Source organism: Amycolatopsis sp. NPDC005003 (assembly GCF_053600695.1).
Map to the genome: position 1 here is coordinate 49,043 of NZ_JBSGAI010000008.1, position 18,064 is coordinate 67,106.

The 18,064-nt window shown below is 70.6% G+C and carries 19 protein-coding genes; 8 read left to right on the top strand and 11 right to left on the bottom strand.

All coding sequences use genetic code 11. The features are described from left to right. Positions 1-195: 195 nt before the first annotated feature. From ACWED2_RS11845 to ACWED2_RS11855, 3 genes are read right to left on the bottom strand one after another with little or no spacing between them, the layout of a single operon-like run. Complete coding sequence (locus ACWED2_RS11845; RefSeq protein ID WP_449690426.1) at positions 196-1,686, bottom strand: FAD-dependent oxidoreductase; 1,491 nt, start codon at positions 1,684-1,686, stop codon at positions 196-198. Further along, positions 1,683-2,579 carry an alpha/beta fold hydrolase gene (locus ACWED2_RS11850; protein ID WP_449690427.1) on the bottom strand — a complete coding sequence of 299 codons (897 nt, stop codon included), beginning with the start codon at positions 2,577-2,579 and terminating at the stop codon, positions 1,683-1,685. Before ACWED2_RS11850 ends, ACWED2_RS11845 begins: the two co-directional genes overlap by 4 nt. Beyond that, positions 2,576-3,364 (bottom strand): alpha/beta fold hydrolase, encoded by a 789-nt coding sequence (locus ACWED2_RS11855; RefSeq protein ID WP_449690428.1) that lies wholly within the window; start codon positions 3,362-3,364, stop codon positions 2,576-2,578. Before ACWED2_RS11855 ends, ACWED2_RS11850 begins: the two co-directional genes overlap by 4 nt. A 57-nt stretch (positions 3,365-3,421) precedes the next feature. Between ACWED2_RS11855 and ACWED2_RS11860 the strand changes: the two genes are divergently transcribed. Then, the gene (locus ACWED2_RS11860; RefSeq protein WP_449690429.1) at positions 3,422-4,102 is read left to right on the top strand and encodes a TetR/AcrR family transcriptional regulator; all 681 of its coding nucleotides are present in this window, start codon (positions 3,422-3,424) and stop codon (positions 4,100-4,102) included. 235 nt (positions 4,103-4,337) lie between these two features. Here the strand turns inward: ACWED2_RS11860 and ACWED2_RS11865 are convergent, their stop codons facing one another. Then, positions 4,338-4,478, bottom strand: a complete 141-nt coding sequence (locus ACWED2_RS11865) for a hypothetical protein (protein WP_449690430.1) — start codon at positions 4,476-4,478, stop codon at positions 4,338-4,340. Between ACWED2_RS11865 and ACWED2_RS11870 the strand changes: the two genes are divergently transcribed. Together ACWED2_RS11870 and ACWED2_RS11875 are read left to right on the top strand one after the other, a co-directional pair. After that, positions 4,477-4,788 (top strand): hypothetical protein, encoded by a 312-nt coding sequence (locus tag ACWED2_RS11870; RefSeq protein WP_449690431.1) that lies wholly within the window; start codon positions 4,477-4,479, stop codon positions 4,786-4,788. The genes ACWED2_RS11865 and ACWED2_RS11870 overlap by 2 nt on opposite strands. 54 nt (positions 4,789-4,842) lie before the next feature. Next, positions 4,843-5,655: an SDR family NAD(P)-dependent oxidoreductase gene (locus ACWED2_RS11875; protein WP_449690432.1), complete on the top strand. Its 813-nt coding sequence runs from the start codon at positions 4,843-4,845 to the stop codon at positions 5,653-5,655. A 236-nt stretch (positions 5,656-5,891) separates the two neighbouring features. On the opposite strand, the gene ACWED2_RS11880 is transcribed toward ACWED2_RS11875, so the two are convergent. The 4 genes from ACWED2_RS11880 to ACWED2_RS11895 are packed head-to-tail and all read right to left on the bottom strand — an operon-like array spanning position 5,892 to position 9,274. Then, a complete protein-coding gene (locus tag ACWED2_RS11880; RefSeq protein WP_449690433.1) occupies positions 5,892-7,064 on the bottom strand; it encodes an ABC transporter permease in 1,173 nt (390 codons plus the stop codon). Then, entirely contained in the window at positions 7,061-7,744 is a 684-nt protein-coding gene (locus ACWED2_RS11885; protein WP_449690434.1) for an ABC transporter ATP-binding protein, read from the bottom strand. The genes ACWED2_RS11880 and ACWED2_RS11885 overlap by 4 nt, the downstream gene beginning before the upstream one ends. Further along, positions 7,741-8,814 (bottom strand): peptidoglycan-binding protein, encoded by a 1,074-nt coding sequence (locus ACWED2_RS11890; RefSeq protein ID WP_449690435.1) that lies wholly within the window; start codon positions 8,812-8,814, stop codon positions 7,741-7,743. Before ACWED2_RS11890 ends, ACWED2_RS11885 begins: the two co-directional genes overlap by 4 nt. Continuing rightward, positions 8,804-9,274: a hypothetical protein gene (locus tag ACWED2_RS11895; protein ID WP_449690436.1), complete on the bottom strand. Its 471-nt coding sequence runs from the start codon at positions 9,272-9,274 to the stop codon at positions 8,804-8,806. Before ACWED2_RS11895 ends, ACWED2_RS11890 begins: the two co-directional genes overlap by 11 nt. 250 nt (positions 9,275-9,524) lie before the next feature. Here ACWED2_RS11895 and ACWED2_RS11900 point away from each other — a divergent pair, with 250 nt between their 5' ends. The 3 genes from ACWED2_RS11900 to ACWED2_RS11910 all read left to right on the top strand — a co-directional run bounded on the left by ACWED2_RS11900 (position 9,525) and on the right by ACWED2_RS11910 (position 13,154). Continuing rightward, complete coding sequence (locus ACWED2_RS11900) at positions 9,525-10,211, top strand: response regulator transcription factor (protein WP_449690437.1); 687 nt, start codon at positions 9,525-9,527, stop codon at positions 10,209-10,211. Beyond that, the gene (locus ACWED2_RS11905; RefSeq protein ID WP_449690438.1) at positions 10,201-11,961 is read left to right on the top strand and encodes a sensor histidine kinase; all 1,761 of its coding nucleotides are present in this window, start codon (positions 10,201-10,203) and stop codon (positions 11,959-11,961) included. Before ACWED2_RS11900 ends, ACWED2_RS11905 begins: the two co-directional genes overlap by 11 nt. A gap of 104 nt (positions 11,962-12,065) precedes the next feature. Further along, positions 12,066-13,154 carry an alpha/beta hydrolase gene (locus ACWED2_RS11910; protein ID WP_449690439.1) on the top strand — a complete coding sequence of 363 codons (1,089 nt, stop codon included), beginning with the start codon at positions 12,066-12,068 and terminating at the stop codon, positions 13,152-13,154. 79 nt (positions 13,155-13,233) lie between these two features. Here the strand turns inward: ACWED2_RS11910 and ACWED2_RS11915 are convergent, their stop codons facing one another. Beyond that, entirely contained in the window at positions 13,234-14,139 is a 906-nt protein-coding gene (locus ACWED2_RS11915; protein WP_449690440.1) for a LysR family transcriptional regulator, read from the bottom strand. A 232-nt stretch (positions 14,140-14,371) separates the two neighbouring features. Here ACWED2_RS11915 and ACWED2_RS11920 point away from each other — a divergent pair, with 232 nt between their 5' ends. Together ACWED2_RS11920 and ACWED2_RS11925 are read left to right on the top strand one after the other, a co-directional pair. After that, on the top strand, positions 14,372-15,610 hold the full coding sequence (locus ACWED2_RS11920; protein ID WP_449690441.1) for an acyl-CoA dehydrogenase family protein: 1,239 nt from the start codon (positions 14,372-14,374) through the stop codon (positions 15,608-15,610). Further along, positions 15,607-16,167, top strand: coding sequence for a flavin reductase family protein (locus ACWED2_RS11925; protein WP_449690442.1), 561 nt, complete (start codon positions 15,607-15,609; stop codon positions 16,165-16,167). Before ACWED2_RS11920 ends, ACWED2_RS11925 begins: the two co-directional genes overlap by 4 nt. Before the next feature lie 282 nt (positions 16,168-16,449). On the opposite strand, the gene ACWED2_RS11930 is transcribed toward ACWED2_RS11925, so the two are convergent. Together ACWED2_RS11930 and ACWED2_RS11935 are read right to left on the bottom strand one after the other, a co-directional pair. Next, a complete protein-coding gene (locus ACWED2_RS11930) occupies positions 16,450-17,421 on the bottom strand; it encodes an NAD(P)-dependent alcohol dehydrogenase (RefSeq protein WP_449690443.1) in 972 nt (323 codons plus the stop codon). Between the two features lie 187 nt (positions 17,422-17,608). Further along, positions 17,609-17,806, bottom strand: coding sequence for a ferredoxin (locus ACWED2_RS11935; RefSeq protein WP_449690444.1), 198 nt, complete (start codon positions 17,804-17,806; stop codon positions 17,609-17,611). Positions 17,807-18,064: the final 258 nt, after the last annotated feature.

Consider the following 18,064-nt stretch of genomic DNA (forward strand, 5'->3'; position numbering starts at 1 on the left):
GGACGAACCGAAGGTGGCTGATGCTCAGCGGCAGATAGAGCAGCGGGTGCCGAAGTTCGAGCCCACAGCGGCGAGCGCGCGACGACGTGCGACTACGCCGCGCGCGGTGGCTGCCACGGTCGCGGCGGCGGTCAGCCCGCCGAGGACGGAAACAAGCTCATGTGCTGCTCCGGAAGGAGATCACCTGCGGGCGGTTCATCCGGCCACCTCGGGAGTCAAGGTGCGGACGGCGGTGCGGGTGGAGGCGAGGAAGTCGCGGGTGGCGATGTGCCCGAGGTAGCCGTCGGGTCGGACGAGCAGCAGCGTGTCGCCTTCGATTCCGTAGCTGGTGCGGAAGCTGCCTGGTCCGTCGACGGTGATCCGCCGCAGCGGCGCTCCCGCGGTGGGCCAGTCGAGTTCGGCGCTTGCCGCGGCGGCCTGCGGGCCGTATGCGACGAGGGTGAAGTGCGGTCCGCGGTAGGTGTCGAACAGCCGTGAGCCGCCCAGGTCGGCGTCCGGTGCGCGATCGCCGACGTGCAGCGTCGTCGTGCGGTCGGCTCCGGCCGGGGCGAGCGGGCCGCCGTGGTAGGTCAGGGAAAGCTGCTGCTCGTCCTTGCCTCGGCGCAGGCTGGAGGGATCCAGTTTGGCGAGTCCTTCGTATTTCTTCGTGGACAGGCCGAGTACCCCGGCGGCGATGGGCAGGCGTTCGGCTTCGTAGCTGTCGAGCAGCCGGGGGTCGGCTCCGGCGAGGACCTGGGCGAGTTTCCAGCCGAGGTTGTAGGCGTCCTGGATGCCGGTGTTGAGGCCCTGCGCGCCGGCCGGGGTGTGCACGTGCGCGGCGTCACCGGCGAGGAACACTCGCCCGCGGCGGTACGCCTCGACCAGGCGGATGTTGGGCCGGAACACCGACCGCCACTGGATGTCGCGCACGGCGATGTGCCGGTTCCGGGTGTGTGCCCGGATCCGCCGGGTGATCGCCTCCTCGCCCTCGGGCGGTTCTTCGCCCGGGGCCAGCCTGATCATCCACTGGTACAGGTCGGTGTGCGGGAGCGGGCAGGCGCCGGTGAACCGGCCTTTGACGCCCGGCCAGACGTGCCAGCGATCCCGGGAGAGGCCGGTGGTGACGGCGTCGACGATGAGCATCCGGTCCTGCTCGTCGGTCTCGCCGAGGAACCCCAGATCGAGGTGTTTGCGGACGGCGCTGGAACCGCCGTCGGCGCCCACGAGGTAGCGGGCGGTGATCCGTTCGGTGCCGTCGTCGCCGAGCACGGTCGCGGTGACCGACGTGTCGTCCTGGTCGAACCCGGTGAGTTCGCGGCCGTATTCGACCTTGCCGCCCAGCTGCTCGAGCCGGTCGTGCAGCACGGCGTCGGTGCGGGACTGGGGCATCAGGCGGGTGTTCGGGTACGGGACGTCGGCGGCGGCTTCGCGGTTGCGGAACATCCGCCACGGCACGGCGACCGGGCCCAGGTGAATACCCAGCCGGGGGTAGTCGCTGCTGCCGGCGAGGACGTCGTCGAGCGCGCCGAGGTCGTCGAACACCTCGAGTGTGCGGGGCTGGATGCCTTTGGCGCGGGAACCGTCGAAGGAGTGCGGCGCTTTGTCGATGATCCGGACGGCGAGGCCGCGGCGGGCCAGGTCGATGGCAAGGGTGGTGCCGGCCGGGCCGGCCCCGGCGATCAGGACGTCAAGGGTGGTGTCGTTCATGGTTCGAGCCGTTCCGGATGGGGAACGGCGAACGACGCAAGCAGGTCGCCGACATCGTCCGGCCGTTCGTAGGGGGCCATGTGGCCGCATTCGGTGATCACGTGGGTTTGCCGGGGGCGCAGCAGGTCCCGCACGGTGTCGAGGTGGGTGATCGGGGTGACCCGGTCGTCGTCGCCCCACACCAGCAGCACCGGCAGCCCGAGATTGCCCGTGCTGCGGAACAGGTCCTGCCGCTCGTACAGCGGAAAGTCCTGAAGGGTCTGGAAGAACGCGTACAGGGAGCCTTCGTAGCGGTAGGCGTCCTGCACCATCGCGACCAGTCGGGCGGACAGCTCGGGGTCGCGGACGTTGTGCCCGAGATGGCCTTCCAGCAAGCGGCGGCCGAAGCGGCGGGCGATGAAACCGGCGATGACGTCGTTGCGCAGCAACCGCTGCGGCAGCGGCCGCGCACCCAGCCCGGCCGGGCCCACGATCGTGAGCGTGGCCACGGTCGCCGGGGCCCGGTTCGCGTAGGCCATCGCGACCAGGGCACCCATCGACGTGCCGACGACGTGGTGCGGACCGGTCAAGCCCAGCGCGGCGGTGAGCTCGGCCAGCTGCCGGACGAACAACGCCTCGTCGTAGCGGCCCCGGACCCGGTCCGAATAGCCACGGCCGTAGCCGCTGCAGGCCAGGGTGCGCAGACCGCGGGCGTGCAGCCGCGCGGCGAGTGCGTCCCAATAGGACAGTGGAATCGTGATCCCGCCGACCAGCACGACGAGCTCACCGCCCGCGGGGCCGGTCAGCTCGTAGTGCGTCACCCCGTCGGACAGGGTGACAAAGCTGCCCCGGAGGGTCGGCCGCGTGGCCGCATCCAGCCTGCGGTCCTCATCGGCGGCTACGAAGTACCTCATTGCAGGAACTCCTTGATCGCCTTCGCCACCCACTCCGGGTCTTCTTCCGGCAGGAGGTGGCCGCCGTCGGCGTGGACGCGCTCCTGGGCGCCGGGGATGTCGCGGGCGAAGTGCTGGCCGTCGACCTCGGCGCTGCGCAGCACCAGCGTCGGGACGGCGATCTTCGGGATGTCGCCGCTGCGGTCGGGCTGGCCGGTGTTGGCGAAGTCGACGAAGGCCGCGCGGTTTCCGGGGCGGCTGGTCAGCGCGTGCACCCGGTCGACCATGGCGTCGTCGACGATCGCGGAGTTCGCGCCGACCGCGTCCCGCAGCCCGCGTTCGGTCGCACTGCGCGGCAGCCACCGCCGCACCAGGGGGCGCAGCAGCGGGTTCCGGGCCAGCCGCAACCCGGCGGGCAGCGTCTTCTCCGGATAGCCCGTGGCGTTGACCAGCACCAGCGCATCCACCCGCTCGGGGGCATCCAGGGCGAGGTTCCAGGCGATGTTGCCGCCCAGCGAATTGCCCGCCAGCGCGAAGTGCGGCACCTCGAGGGCGGTCAGGAAGCGGGCGATCGTGCGTGCGTAGGTCCGGACGCGGTAGTCGCGGTCCGGCCGCGAGCCCGTCCGCCCGAAGCCGGGCAGGTCCGGGCGGATCACGTCGAAAGACGACGACAACAGCTCCGCCACCCGCCCGAAGCCCTCCAACGACGACCCGCTGCCGTGCAGCAGCACCACCGCAGGGCCCCGGCCCGCGCGGACGTAGTGGATGCGCTGGCCGTCGATGGCCAGTGACTGCGTGGTCTCCATAATGGCAACAGTGTTGCCGTTATTGTTCGGCGTGTCAACAGCGGCCATAATCACCGGGTGACAAGCTCGTCCTCGCCGGCCGCGGCCGCCCGCCGGTCCCGCGGCCGTCCCGCCGTCCCGCTCGACCGGATCCTCGCCGCGGCATTGCAGCTCGTCGACGAGGAAGGCGCCGAGGCGCTGTCCATGCGGACCCTCGCCCAGCGGCTCGAATCCGGCACGGCCACCCTCTACCGCCACTTCGGCAACCGGGCGGCGTTGATCACCCAGGTGATCGACCGGGTCTTCGGCGAGGTCCAACTCGATCCCGAGGCCTTGGCCGAGCTGCGCTGGGACCGGGCTTGCCGGGCCGTCGCCCAGGCGATGTTCGACACGCTGGGCCGGCACCCGAAGCTCGCACCCCTGCTGATCGAGCAGACCCCGACCGGACCGAACGCCATGATGCTGCGCGAACGCTGCCTGGCCGTCCTGCTTGACGGGGGTCTCCCGCCGAACGTCGCGGCGCGCGCCTACGCCACCCTCTCCCGGTACGTCCTCGGCTTCGCCATCCAGCTCACCGGAACCGGGAACAACGCCGAACAAGCGCGAGCCTCGGCACACTTCCACGGCCTGCCGCCCGCGGACTTCCCAGCCACCCACGCGGTAGCGGACTCCTTGCCGGTGCCACTGGAAGACGAGTTCACCTTCGGGCTGGAGCTGATCGTCGACGGGCTGCGTCAGCTGCACGCTCATGCCGGCTGACAGGGAGGACCCCGACACACCCGAAAGCTTGCCCACAGGTTGACACCCAGCCGAATAACGGCTCGAGCAGCTCGGCAGGCACGATCCCCGCGCCCGGTTCCGAGTCCCGTCGGAGGAGGGGCGCGCCCGCCGAATGGCGTGATTTCAGCCGGTCTCGCAGGCGGCTGGGAGATGAGGTCACCGCGGTCCGTCGAGAGGTCGGCTGAACTCACCCTCGCGAGCGCCGCACCGGAGTTCACAAGCTGTTCCAGAAGTCGAGCAGCATGGCAGCCGCCCGTGCCGGGTCGTCGAGCATCCACCAGTGGCCGAGCCCGTCGAGTTCGACCGTGAACGTTTCCGACGTCCGGTCGGAGCCGCTCGTCGCCTGCACCGGCATGGGCGAAGACTGGACCGGCTTCTGGCGGCTCGAACCCCGCGACGGCGGCGATCCGGCCACACTGGGACCCACCCTCGCCGACACCTACGACGACAAACTCGAAGCTATCGCCGAGGACACTGCCATCGCGGTCGTCCCCGCCGATGACCGGCGTTTCACCCTGCGTCCCGACCTGATCGCCGTTCCCATCGACGGGGCCGAGCCCAGCCAGGTCGTCGTCGCCGGCCGCGCCGGGGAGACCAACCCGCTCGTCGCGGAGTTCGTCCGTTCCGCGCAGAAGCTGCTCGTCCGCGATGCCGCTCGTGCATGACCAGGTGCGAAACAGGTCTTGGACGCGGGCGCCGGCCGCCGGTTCGCTGGTGGCATGACCGTTGACTACCGCGCCCAGACCGTGCTGCTCACGGGAGCGAGCTCCGGTATCGGAGCTGCGTTCGCCCGGACACTGGCCGCGCGCGGCGCGAACCTCGTGCTCGTCGCCCGCCGCGCCGACCGGCTGACCTTGCTGGCCGAGGAACTCCGCCGCGCCACCGACGCCCGCATCGACGTGATCCCGACGGACCTCGCCCGGCCCGACGCCGCCGAGGAACTGCACCACGCGGTCACCGAGCAGGGCCTCCACGTCACCGGCCTGATCAACAACGCCGCGTCCGGATCGTTCGCCCCATTCCTCGAATCCGAACCCGGCCGCCTCTCCGCCGAGATCGCCGTGGGCGCCCTGGCACCGGTACGGCTGGCGGCCGCCTTCCTCCCCGGCATGGTGAACGGCCGCCACGGCTTCGTCATCAACGTCGCCAGCGTGTCCGCCTACCTGCCTTCGCCCCGGATGGCGGTCTACGGCGCCACGAAAGCGTTTTCCCTCAGCTTCACCGAGTCACTGTGGGCCGAGCTGCGCGGCACCGGCGTCACCGTGTTCGCCGTCTGCCCCGGCGCCACCGCCACCGAATTCACGTCGGGCATGGGCCCGGGCGCGGCCGTGCTGACCGCCGGAAAACTACGCACCCCCGACAACGTCGTCACGACCGCACTGAACCACCTGGAGAGCCACAACCCGGGCCCCGTGGTCATCGACGGCCGCGCGAACCGCCTCGGCGTGCTCGCGAGCCGGCTCCTGAGCCGCCGGCGAGCCGCCCTGACGATGACGCGTGTCTTCGATCCCCGTCGCGTAACCGTCCGGTAGCTCTGTGCACGGCTGGAGCGCTGCGGCGGAATCGTGGAGAGTCAGGACCGTTGTCGACCTGGCGCCGAGTGTCCGCTGTGGACTCGAGGTCCCGCCGCAGCCGGGCGGGCGGCCACGTTGCCGACTCCTCGATCTCGGCGGCGCGTTGCGAGGAGTCGGCGTACATCGGCGTTTCGACGCCCGTACGCGGCAGCAGCGGCTCGATCCGGGTCTACGCCGTGATCGATGCTCGGCTCTCACAGGGCCAACGCCTCGGTCGGGGTGAGCCGGGACGCTCGCACGGACGGGTAGACCCCCGCGGCCGCGCCGATGAGCAGCGCGCCGGCCAATCCACCGGCCAGGGTCTCCGGTTGTATCACCAGCGGCCACTGTTGGCGGAGCACGTAGGCCGCACTGGTGCCGATGCCCAGGAGCAGGCCGAGGCCGCCGCCCAGACCGGACAGAACCACTGCCTCGGTGAGGAACTGGCCGCGGATGTGGCCGCGGGTGGCGCCCAGGGCCCGGCGGAGACCGATCTCGCCGCGGCGCTCCAGCACCGAGATCACCATCGTGTTGGCCACCCCGACGCCGCCGACGAGCAACGCGACTCCGGCCAGTCCCAGCAGGAGCCCGGAGAACGCTGTGTCGGTGGCCCGTTTCGCGGCCAGCACCTCGGACGGCTTGGTCACCTGCACAGCGTCGGGCCGCTCCGGGTTGGCCGTGCGGGGCAGGATCGAGCGCACGTCCTCGACGGCGGACTCGGCGGCTTGGACGTAGAGCAGGCTGGGGTTGCCGTCGAACCCCGGAAAGGCTTGAGCCGCGGCCCATCCCACCAGCGCCGACCGATCCAGCTCCGGGTAGAGCGGCAGCGGATCGAGCACGCCGATCACCGTGAACCAGCTGCCGCCGAGGTAGACCTGCGGGGCCGGTTCCCGCGCCAGATCGGGAACCCCCAGCCGCGCTGCGGCGACGGCACCCAGGACGACGGTGGGAAAGCGCTCGGTGGCCGCGTCGAGGAACCGCCCGGACCCGACGTGCCCCCGGACCGCGGACAGCAACCCGAGGTCGCTGGCCAGGACGGTTACTCCGGTCACCTCGGCGGGGTCCGAGTGGTCGGTTCGGGTGATCCGGGCCGGGGTCTTGCCCACCGCCTGCACCTCGGTCACCGGGCCGATCCGGCGCACCATGGCGGTGGATTCCCGTGGCAGCGGCACCGGTGGCCGGAGCTGGACGGGCGAAGACACCACGAGGACATTGGTGCCCAGTGCGGAAAGCTGAGCGGCCAGCGCCTGTCGGCTCGACGCCGGGATCGTGGTCACCAGGACCAGCGTGGCGATGCCGATGGAGATGCCCACCGCCGACAGCGCGGCGCGGGCCTTGCGCGTGCGCAGGCCGATCAGGCCGACCGAGAGCAGGTCACGGAGGTTCACCGCACACCGCCGGCGGTGTCACGGACGAGCCGGCCGTCGCGGAGCTCCAGCCGTCGAGGCAGCCTGGCCGCGATGTCCCGGTCGTGGGTGATCACGGCGACGGTCGTCCCCTCGCCGTTCAGGCTGCGCAGCAGCTCGAGCACGGTCGCCCCGGTCGCGGTGTCCAGGGCGCCGGTCGGCTCGTCGGCGAGCAGCAGCGCCGGCTGTTTGACCACGGCGCGGGCGATCGCCACCCGCTGCCGCTCCCCACCCGAGAGCTGACCGGGCCGGTGATCGGCGCGGTGGGCCAAGCCGACCCGCTCCAGCGCAGCCAGTGCCAGTGCCCGGCGACGGCGGTGCGGTATCCCCGCGTAGAGCAGGCCGGTGGCCACGTTCGCGGCCGCGCTCAGGCCGTCGATGAGGTGGAACTGCTGGAACACGAAGCCGATGCGGCGGCCGCGCAGCGCGGACAGTTCCCGGTCGGACAGGGCGGCGACGTCCTGGCCGTCCACCTCGACGGTGCCCGACGTCGGCCGGTCCAGCGTACCCATCACGGTGAGCAGAGTGGACTTGCCGGAGCCGGACGGCCCCACGATCGCGAGGAGTTCGCTCGCCCGGATCGTCAGGTCGACACCGTCGAGCGCGCGCACCCCGCCCGGGTAGGTCATGCCGGCCCCGCGGACGGCGAGTACCGGGGTCACGACGCGGTCACCACGATCATGCCCTCGTCCACGCCGGCGCCGCTGACCTCCACCATGCCCTGGGCGAACAGCCCGGTCGTGACCGGTACCAGCGCGCCGCCGGGAGGTTGAAGCGCATACCCGCCCTCCTTCAGCGCGAGCAGCGCGCCGACGGCGACCGCGAGCACGCCGTGTCTGCTCGTGGCCGGGAACGCGACCTGCACGGACGCCGAGTCCAGGGAACCGGCCTTCGCCGGATCGTCCAGGGCGACGACGAGATCCACCCGCTGCGAGGCCGGTGAGCCGTCACCGCCGCCATCGGAGGAGTTGCCGCCCTTGGCCACCGTCCCCACCGAGCTGACCGAACCGCCGGCTGTGCTCCCGTCGGGCATCTTGACCGTCACCTTGTCCCCGGCCTTGTGCGAGCCGACATCGGTCGCGTCGATCTCGACAGTGACGGACTTGGTCGTGGCGCTCACCTGGAACAGCGAGTTCGTCGCCGGATCGCCGAGCTGCGCCTGGATCGCGCCCACGCGCACCGGGCCCCCGAAAACGACCACGTCTCCCACGTCCACCACACCGGTGGGCTCCACGCCTTGGGCGGTCTGCCACCGTTTGATCGCGTCGATCAGGGATTGCGTGAGGACCGCTTCGCCCTTGCCGGCGCGGGGCTGCGCGCCGATGCGGTACCCGAGCGTGGTGAGGTTGTCCGCGACCAGTTTGACGTCCTTGCCGGCCAGGTCAGGGCTGTCGAGCTTGCGATACAGCGGGGTGCTGCCGAAGAACAGCACGACCGGCTTGTCGTTGACGCGGTAGAGCTGGCCGCCCCGGTCGACCGTCGCGCCGGTGGCGGGCAGCCAGGTCACGACATCGGGGCTGGTTCCCTTGATCATCCGGGTGTTGCCGTAGCCGAGCTTCCCCGCCGTGGAAGTACTGGTGGACAGGTCCGTCCGGCGCACCTGCGTGGTGCCGGGCGCCGCCGGCGCCGCCGACGTCGGCTGAGCGGGCGCGGTGCCGAACCACCAGGCTCCGCCTCCCGTGACCGCCGCGACCGCGGCCACGACGGTGATCGTGATCGTCTTACCCCGCACGGTAGGCTTCCTTGCGGCAGTCGAACTGCACTTTGGCCTGCTCGTCCTGGGACATCGTCGGTTGGCCGTCGTAGTTCCAGCCGCCACCGTTGGGCAGCGGGGTGACCTTCAGGCCGTGGTTGTTGAGGCAGGCGATCTCCTTGCGGTAGCCGTCCAGGTAGTGCGGGTTGGTGTCGGGTGAAAGTTCCGGCGCGGGCAGCGGCTTGATGGGTTCGCACTGGTCGAAGGCGCCGTCGTAGGCCGGGTTCCGGCCCCGGATCGTGGCTTCGCTGTCTTTCGGTGCGAGTGTCCCCGGTTCCTTCTCGACGTAGGGGACACCGTGGTCCTTGAGACACTTCCAGTACACCTGGGTCCAGCCCCACCATTCGGCGTCGGTGGTGTCGAGCGTCTGGTGCGGGTGGCGGTCCACTGTGGACCCGGTGGTCGCCCCGGTGCTCGCCGAAGTCTTGCCGGTGGGCAAGGAGGCCACGTTCGGCGCTGGTTCAGGCGAGCCTCCGCAGGCCGCGGTCGCGCACAGCGCCGCCGCCACGCACAGGCTCAGCTTCAGCCGTCGGGAAAAACTGCATCTCGGGGGGTCCGGGTGGCGGAGCCCCCGGCCCGGGGCGAAGCCCCGGTCGTCACTGCTCGTCATGGGAACAGCTTTGGTGGATCTCGTCAGCATCCGGTTAAGGCGCTGTTCGAATGATGTCCGCGGCGAATACGTTGGGGCGATGTCTTCCCGTGTACTCGTCGCCGAGGATGATCCCCACCAGGCCCAGGTGATCCGCCTCTACCTGGAAGGTGAAGGGCACACCGTCGAAGTCGTGCACGACGGTCAGGAGGCGCTGGCGTGCGCTCGCGCGCGCCGGCCCGACCTGCTGGTACTCGATGTGATGCTGCCGGGGATGGACGGCCTCGACGTCTGCCGCACCCTGCGCACCGAGTCCGACGTCCCAGTGCTCGTGCTGACCGCGCGCGACTCCGAGTACGACCTGCTGCGCAGTCTCGACCTCGGGGCCGACGACCACATGACCAAGCCCTACAGCCCCCGCGAACTGGTGGCACGCGCGCGGACGCTGCTGCGCCGGACGCGATTCGGGGCACAGACCGGCTTTCTGTCGCGGGTCGGGGATCTGGTGGTCGACCGGCAGCGGCACACCGTCCATCTCGCAGGCCGGCCGGTGGAGTGCACCCATGCCGAGTTCGCGCTGCTCGAGGTGTTTTCCGGCCAGCCGGACCGCGCGTTCACCCGGGAGCAGCTGCTGGAGCTGACCCGGGGCACCGACGCCTACATCACGACCCGGACCATCGATGTGCACATGCTCAACCTGCGCCGCAAGATCGAGCGTGACCCGGCCCGCCCGGCTCGCTTGGTGACGGTGTACGGCGTCGGGTACAAGCTCACTGATGCGGACTAGGTTCGCCCGCCACCGCGGCCTGGTGGTCCGGCTGACGGGGGTTTCCGCACTGATCGCCGTCAGCTCCATCGCCGCGACGGCGTGGCTGGCGGCCGAAAGCACGACCGAGGCAATCCGCCGGGAACAAGGGCGAGCGTTGTCCGCCGACGCGTCCGTCTACGACGAGCTGATCGGCTATGCGTCGCGCAACCCGGCCTGGAGCGGCGCCGGCGACACCGTCCGCCTGCTGGCGGCGAAAACCGGCCGCCGAATCGTGCTGACGACGCCCGCGCGGGCAGCGATCGCCGACTCCGCCGGCGGCGCGGTGGCGCTGCCCGAGCAGCCCCGCGCGGTGGTCGACCCGCTCCACGTGGACCCGGCGTTGCTGCCCGGTACCTCACCCGGCGGAATCGATTCCCGCGTGGTCGGGCCGTACGCCCTGACCGCAGACGAACGCATCAGCCTGCAGACGGCGGCCGCCCTGGCGCAATTCTGCCTGCAGGACACGGGAGTTCCCGCACAGGTCCGGGAACTGCCGTCGGGACGGCCGGTCGTCAGCCCGCCCAGTGGCAACTTCGTCCGCACCCAGTGCAACACGGACGCACTGGATCAGCCCACCCCGACCGAATCCAGGGCGCTCGCCGAGCTGAACACGCTGGTCGCCACCTGCCTGAGCCACCAAGGCGCCACCGAGCCCGCCGTGGTCACGCTCGGCTTCGCCGTGACAGGCAACCAAACGTGGGCGGCGAAGTCGTGCGCGGACTCCGCACGCCGGGCACAACTGGCCGGGTACGTCGCCCCGCCCGCACTGCTGTTCGTGCTCGGTCCCGACGGAGAGCCCCGGTCCGGGTTCCCGCTGTCGGCCGCGAATTCCGCCCGCATCACCCTGCTGACGCTGGGGGTGGTCGGACTGGCCATGCTCGTCATGGTGGCCGTCACCTCCCGTCTGGCCCGGCCCCTGCGCGCGCTCACCGAAGCCGTGCGCCGGGAGCAGCGCGCACCAGTGACCTCCCGGGACGAAATCGGCTACCTGGCCGAGGCGTTCAACACGCTGGTGAAGCGCCGCGAACAGATCGAGCAGCAACGACGCACGATGATCAGCGACATCGCCCACGAACTGCGCAATCCGCTCAACGCCGTCCGCGGCCGGCTGGAAGCAGCCGAGGACGGGCACCTCCCACTGGACCGCGCGCTGACCCACTCCCTCCTGGAAGACACCGCGTTGCTCCACCACATCATCGAAGACCTGCGGGACATCGCGGACGCCGACGCCGGGCAGTTGCGGATCCATCCCGAAGCGATGCGGGTCACCGACCTCGTCGACCAAGTCATCGTCGCGCACGCCCCGGACGCCCCGGACGTCACCCTCACCGCCGCCGTGGCCGACCCGGACCTCGTGCTGATCGCGGATCCGGTGCGCCTGCGCCAGGCCATCGGCAACCTCGTGGGCAACGCGCTGCGGTACACCCCACCGGGTGGGCAGGTCACGGTACGCGCGGCGGCCGACGGCGACGAAGTCGTGTTCGAAGTCGCCGACACCGGAGCCGGCATCCCGCCCGAAGACCTGCCGTTCGTGTTCGACCGGTTCTGGCGCGCCGACAAGTCCCGTGCCCGGCAAACCGGCGGCAGCGGGCTGGGTTTGGCCATCGTGCGGGACCTGGTCACCGCGCACGGCGGCACGGTCGCCGTCAGCTCGCCCTCGGGTGCGGTGTTCACCCTGCGACTACCACGGTCCGGCCCTGCGGAACGCCAAAGCCCTCGGGGACGCTGATGAGCGCCGTGCATCACGGCGTCCCCGACCGGCATTGGACCGCCCCGGAGCCGGTCACCGATAGTGCTGGGCATGGGCGCAGAAGCCGTGACGGAGGTTCGCCGATGACCAGCTCCCCAGCACCCGGAACCGCCGAGCCGGCCCGTGCCGCCTCGCCGTTGACGATCAGCGAGCAGGGCGCGTTCTGGGTCGGTGCCGGGCGCAAGCCGACCGAGGCCGGGACCGCCGCCGAGGCCGCGATGTACGTCCAGTACCAGATCCCGGCCGATCTCCGGCATCCGCTGCCCGTGGTGATGGTTCACGGGGGCGGTGGCCAGGGCACGGACTACCTGTCGACGCCGGACGGGCGCCCCGGCTGGGCCACCCGGTTCCTCCAGGCCGGTTACGCCGTGTACGTGGTCGACCGTCCAGGTCACGGGCGCTCCCCCTACCACCCCGATGTCCTCGGGCCCATGAAGGGCGCGGCGCCGACCTACGAGTTCATCCGCTGGCTGTTCTGCGACGGGGCGGGGCGACCCGGTAGCCAATGGCCCGGCAGCGGCGAGATCGGCGACGATTCCGCGCTGGACCAGTTGATGGCGAGCCAGGGACCCGCGTTGCCCACGTTCACCGGGAACGAGGAGCAGATGCGGCGTTGCGGGGCCGAGTTGCTCGACCGCATCGGGCCGGCTGTGCTCATCACCCATTCGATGGGCGGCCCCTTCGGGTGGCTCGTGGCCGACGCCCGGCCCGGGCTGGTCAAGGCGATCATCGCGGTGGAGCCGATCGGGCCGCCGTTCACCGAGCTGCCCGGCTTCGGCCGGCTGGACTGGGGCCTCACCGCGGCCCCGATCACCTACGAGCCGCCGGTCCGGGATCCGCAAGAGCTGCGCACCAAGCCCCGGGCAGCCGGAGCCGACGGGTTGCCGGACTGCCTCGTGCAGGACGAACCCGTCCGGTCCCTGCCCCACCTGAAGGGCATCCCGATCGCCGTCGTCGTGGCCGACACTTCGCCGTTCGCGCCGTCCGGGCACGGCGTCGCCGATTATCTGGCGCAGGCCGGTGCGGACGCCGAGCTGCTGCGCCTGCCGGAGCTGGGGATCACCGGCAACGGTCATCTGCCCATGGGCGAGAAGAACTCCGACGAGGTAGCGGAGGCGCTGATGGGCTGGCTGGGCAAGCGGCCGGCAGCGGTGGAGCAGGACGCCCGATGACGACGGCGGAGACCGATGTGCTCATCGTGGGCATCGGACCGGCGGACGCGACCTGGGCCTGACCCCGCCGACACCCCTCCTACCGGGAGATCTCGGCGTACGGAACGCCGGTCGCGCGTCGGGCCACCCGGCGGGCGACCTCGGCGAACGCCGGGGCGGCGGGCGAGTGGCCCGTCTTCGGATAGGCGACTGCGGCCACTGCATCGAGGGGTTCTTTCGGGGCGACGGTCTCCACTCCCGGGTGGGGCGGGAACATCCGGGCGCCCGACAGTGGCATCAGCCCCACCATGTGCTGGTAGGCGATCTTCGAGGCCATGTCCAGAGCCGAGCGGGCGTGGGAGCCGACTGTCGGGGCGTCGTGGTCCCCGTGGCGTCCCCCCACCCACAGGTCGTCTTCCGGGTGGGGGGTGACCCAGGGCTGGTCGTAGACCTCGGTCATGTCCACCGCGGCGGCCGAGGCCAGCGGATGCCCCTTCCACAGCGCGAGGGAAACGGGCTCGGTGAAGATCGGTACGCGGGTCAGGCCCGGCATGTCGGCGCTCAGGCACAACAGCGCCACGTCGCACTCGCCGGCCAGCAGCGGGGCGAGCCCCTGGTGGAAGTCCGCTTCGTGCACCCGGATCCTGACCCTGGGATACCGCTCGCAGAACGACTCGATGACCGGATGCGTCAGCTCCGCGAGCGCCACCCCGTAGAGCGCGACCCGCACCTCGTCCCGTCGCCTGGCCCTGATGGCGTCTGCGGCCGCGGCGAGCCGGTCGGCGTCGGCCAGCACCTCGCCCGCCCGTTCGAGCAGTTCCGCGCCGTCGGCGGTGAGCGCCACATGCCGTTTGTCGCGGTCGAACAGCTGGACGCCCAGCTCACGCTCGAGGGCCGCGATCGATCGCGTCAGCGCGGGCTGGGTGAGGTACAGACGCTCGGCGGCGACCCGGTAATTCAAGGTCTCGGCGAGCGCCGAGAAATGGCGCAGGCTCCGGAGTTCCACTCAACCCTCCAGAACGGCGAGGTCCACGGCGTTGTCGTTCGCGCCAGGCTACAGCGCGCTTCCCCGCACGTCACGAGGCAGAAATGTGGGGGCCATTCCCGTCACCCCCTCCGACCTGCTGTGATGCACGGCGCTCATCAAGCCCGCGGTGACCGGCATTGGACGGTCCTTCGCCGCGCTGCCAACACTCCCTTCAGGCCGACTCAGAACAGCAGCCAGGATGAGGTGCGCATTGTCCGAGACAACCGAGGCAGCCGGGAAAATCATCGAGATTCCGCAGCCGGAGCCGGACCTGACACCGGAGGAACTGGTGCGCCGGGCCGCCGGCATGCGGGCCTGGCTCCGTGATCATCAGGACGAGACCGAGCAGCGGACCGGGATCTCCGAGGACACGCACAAGGCGTTCCTGGAGGCGGGTTTCTACCGGTCCCTCCAGCCACGCCGCTTCGGCGGCTACGAGTTCGACCTGCGGACCTACTCCCGGATGGTCACCGAGGTGGCCCGCGGCTGCCCGTCCAGCGGCTGGAACCTGTGTCTGGCCGCCTCCCACAGCCTGGTGGTGGCCGGCCGCTTCCCCGAGAGCACCCAGCGCGCGGTGTTCGGGCCGGACGGTGACTTCCGGGCCCCGCTGCCGGTCGCCCCGACCGCCACCGCGACGAGGACCCCCGACGGGTACCTGGTCAACGGCCGCTGGGACTACGCCTCCGGAGTCAACGTCTCCACGCACTTCATGGGTGGCGTGCTCATCGTCGACGAAGAGGGCGGCATGCCCACGCCGGGCCTGGTGCTCGTGCCGTCGGGCTGGCGGATGCTCGACAACTGGGGCGAGATCCTGGGCTTCCGCGGCAGCGGCTCCAACAGCGTCGTGGCCGAGGACGTCCTCGTGCCGGATGAGTACGTGTCCAGGATCTACGTGGCGAACGACGCCACCGACGGGCCGGGTGTGGAACTGCACGGCAACCCGATGTACGCGGGCTGGCTGTTGTCGTTCTTCAACATCCAGCTGTGTTCGATCGTCGCGGGCACCGCCTGGGCCGCGGTCGACGAGTACCAGCGGATCATCACCACCAAGAACAGCCCGATGCCGCCCTTCAAGCCGCGCAGCCACGATCCGGAACACCAGCGCAACCTCGGCCTGGCCACGGCCCTGGCCGACAGCGCGCAGCGGATCGTCCTGTCGGTCGCCGACGACTACACCGCGTACGCCGCCCGGGGCCTGGCAGGGGGCGAGCCCTTCTCCGAACTGGACGACCAGGCCCTCTCCCTCACGGCCCGGCAGTCCGGCCAGCTCGCCTGCCAGGCCGTCGAGATGCTGGCCTCGGCCAGTGGCTCCAGCGCGCTGGCGAACGGCGAGCGCATGCAGCGGTACCTGCGCGACGTCGCCACGTACAAGACGCACATCAACGCGCAGCACGGCTCGTTTGCCACGGGGTATGCCCGTTCTCTGCTCGGGCTGGAGACCCGGGCGTGAACTCCTCGCCGCCCGCCGCGACGGCGCCCGGCGGCGACCCGGGCTGGTTCCGGCACGTGCTCGGCCACTACCCGACGGGTGTCACGGTGGTCACCGCGAAGGAACCCGACGGCACCCCGGTCGGCCTGGTGATCGGCTCGTTCGCTTCGGTGTCCCTGGACCCTCCGCTTGTCGCGTTCTTCCCCGGCCGCTCCTCCGTGACCTGGCGCAGGATCAGGGCCGGGAACGCCTTCTGCGTGAATGTGCTGGCCGCCGGCCAGGAAGGCCTCTGCCGGGACGTCAGCGCCAAGGCACCCGGCGTCTTCGACCGCCACCCGTGGCGCGACGCGGCCTCGGGCAGCCCCGTCCTGGCGGGCGTCGTGGCCTGGATCGACTGCGACATCGCCGACGTGTGGACCGTCGGCGACCACCACTTCGTCCTCGGCCGCGTCCGGGAGCTCGGGGTGGAGAAGCCCGGCGCCGCACCGCTGGTCTTCTCCCGGGGGCGGCTCGCCCCGTTGCCGCCCCGCCGGGACCACGACGAACCGGCCGGCTACCCGTGGCCCGACTGGCTCTGAAAGAAGGGAGACGCACCATGCGCGATCAAGGGCTCGGCTCGTGGCCCGCACGACGTGCCCGCATGGCACCGGAGGCCACCGCCGTCGTGCACGACGGTGGACCCCTATCCTACGGAAAGCTGGCCGCACGCGTGACGCGGCTCGCTCACGCCCTGCGCGCCCTGGGGGTCGGACACCTCGCGGCACCCGAGCTGGCCTTCATCTTGGGTGATCACAAGGTCGGCAAAGTGCCGGGTACCGCAGCTTGCCAGAAGCTGAGAGGGCCGTCCACGACGCCGTCGGTCAGTCCACTTGCGCGACGGTGATCACGACGTTGCCGATTTTCTGTCCGGTCTCCACATACCGGTAGGCATCGACGATCTGGTCGAGCGCATACCGACGGTCGATGACCGGCGTGAAGTCCCCGGACTCCATCAACTCTCGCAGGTGGCCAACGATGGCCTGGTCGTCCCGCGGAAACGCGAACTTCACCTTCCTGCCGCGCAGCAGCGGGGTGACCAATGCCAGCATGAGGTTCTGGGCCCAGGGCCCCAGCTCCGAGGACAGGTAGACCCCACCGGGTTTGAGCAGTCGTCTGCAGCGGCCGAACGTGCTCTTGCCCACCGCGTCGAACACCGCGTCGTAGGTCTGCTCGTCCTCGGTGAAGTCCCCTACCGTGTAGTCGACGACCCGGTCCGCGCCCAGGGATTTCACCAGCGCCAGGTTCGCCGTGCCGCACACCGCGGTCACGGTGACGTCGAGACTCTTCAGCAACTGCACGGCCGCCGAGCCGATCCCGCCGGTCGCGCCGTAGACGAGAACGTCCTGTCCGGCCCGGGTTCCCGCGTGCCTGATGCACGCGAGTGCGTAGTGCGCCCCCTCGGTGCCGGGAGCGGCCTGCTCGAAGGTCACGCCCGCCGGCATGGTCGCGATCGACCCGTCCTCCGGCACTGACAGGTACTCGGCGTGCGCGCCGAACGCGCCCTCGTTGTACCCGAACACCCGGTCGCCGACCGAGAAGGACGTGACACCACGGCCGACCGCTTCGATGACCCCGGCGAACTCGGTTCCCATGATCGTGCGCCGGGGGCGGGCGAGCCCGGTGAGCAGTCGCATGAAGAAGGGCTTGGCCGCCCGGTAGGCACAGTCCGTCCGGTTCACCGTCGTCGCGTGGACCCGGACGAGCACGTCCCGGTCCCCGACCGCCGGCATGTCCACCTCGCGGATCCGGACGACTTCCGGCGGGCCGTACCTGGTGTGCACCGCAGCCTTCATATAAGACCCTTTCACCCCTTTTCCACCTTACCACGTAAGGTAACCATACGTTGTAAGGTGTAGGCCATTCACCGGCGGGTACGATTGGGTGATTTCGACGTGATGGCCACCTTCGGACCGGCGCAGGCGTGTCCCATGACAGGTCCGAGGTTCGTTGCCGGCGGGCCGGGCGATGCGACGCGCGACATCAGCTGTCCTGGGAAATTCGTAGCGCTTGGGTAGGGCAGCTCGCGACCGCTCGCCGCACATCGTTGTGCGATGAGCCCGGTGGAGTTTCGTCGAGGATCTCGACCTTGCCCCGTTTGGGCACGGCGAACACCTCGGGCGCCTCCAGTTCGCACATGGCATGCCCCTGGCACAGGTCCAGGTCAGCTTCGACTTTCACGACACACCCGACGGCGACGGCGGTAAGTCACGGCACACGGCCGCGCCAACTGGACGACCAGCTCGCCCTTCGACGGAGACCCCGGGCGGTTCTTCGATCGGACACAAGGCCGCTGGACACATGTCCAGACAGTACTCTGACCAATCGGAGGAGACAAGCCCGGAGCACTGGACAGCTGTCCAGATGTTTGTCCATACAATCGATGCCGTCGACAGACGAGAGGGCAATCGTGAGCGACATCCACTTCCACCGACTGCG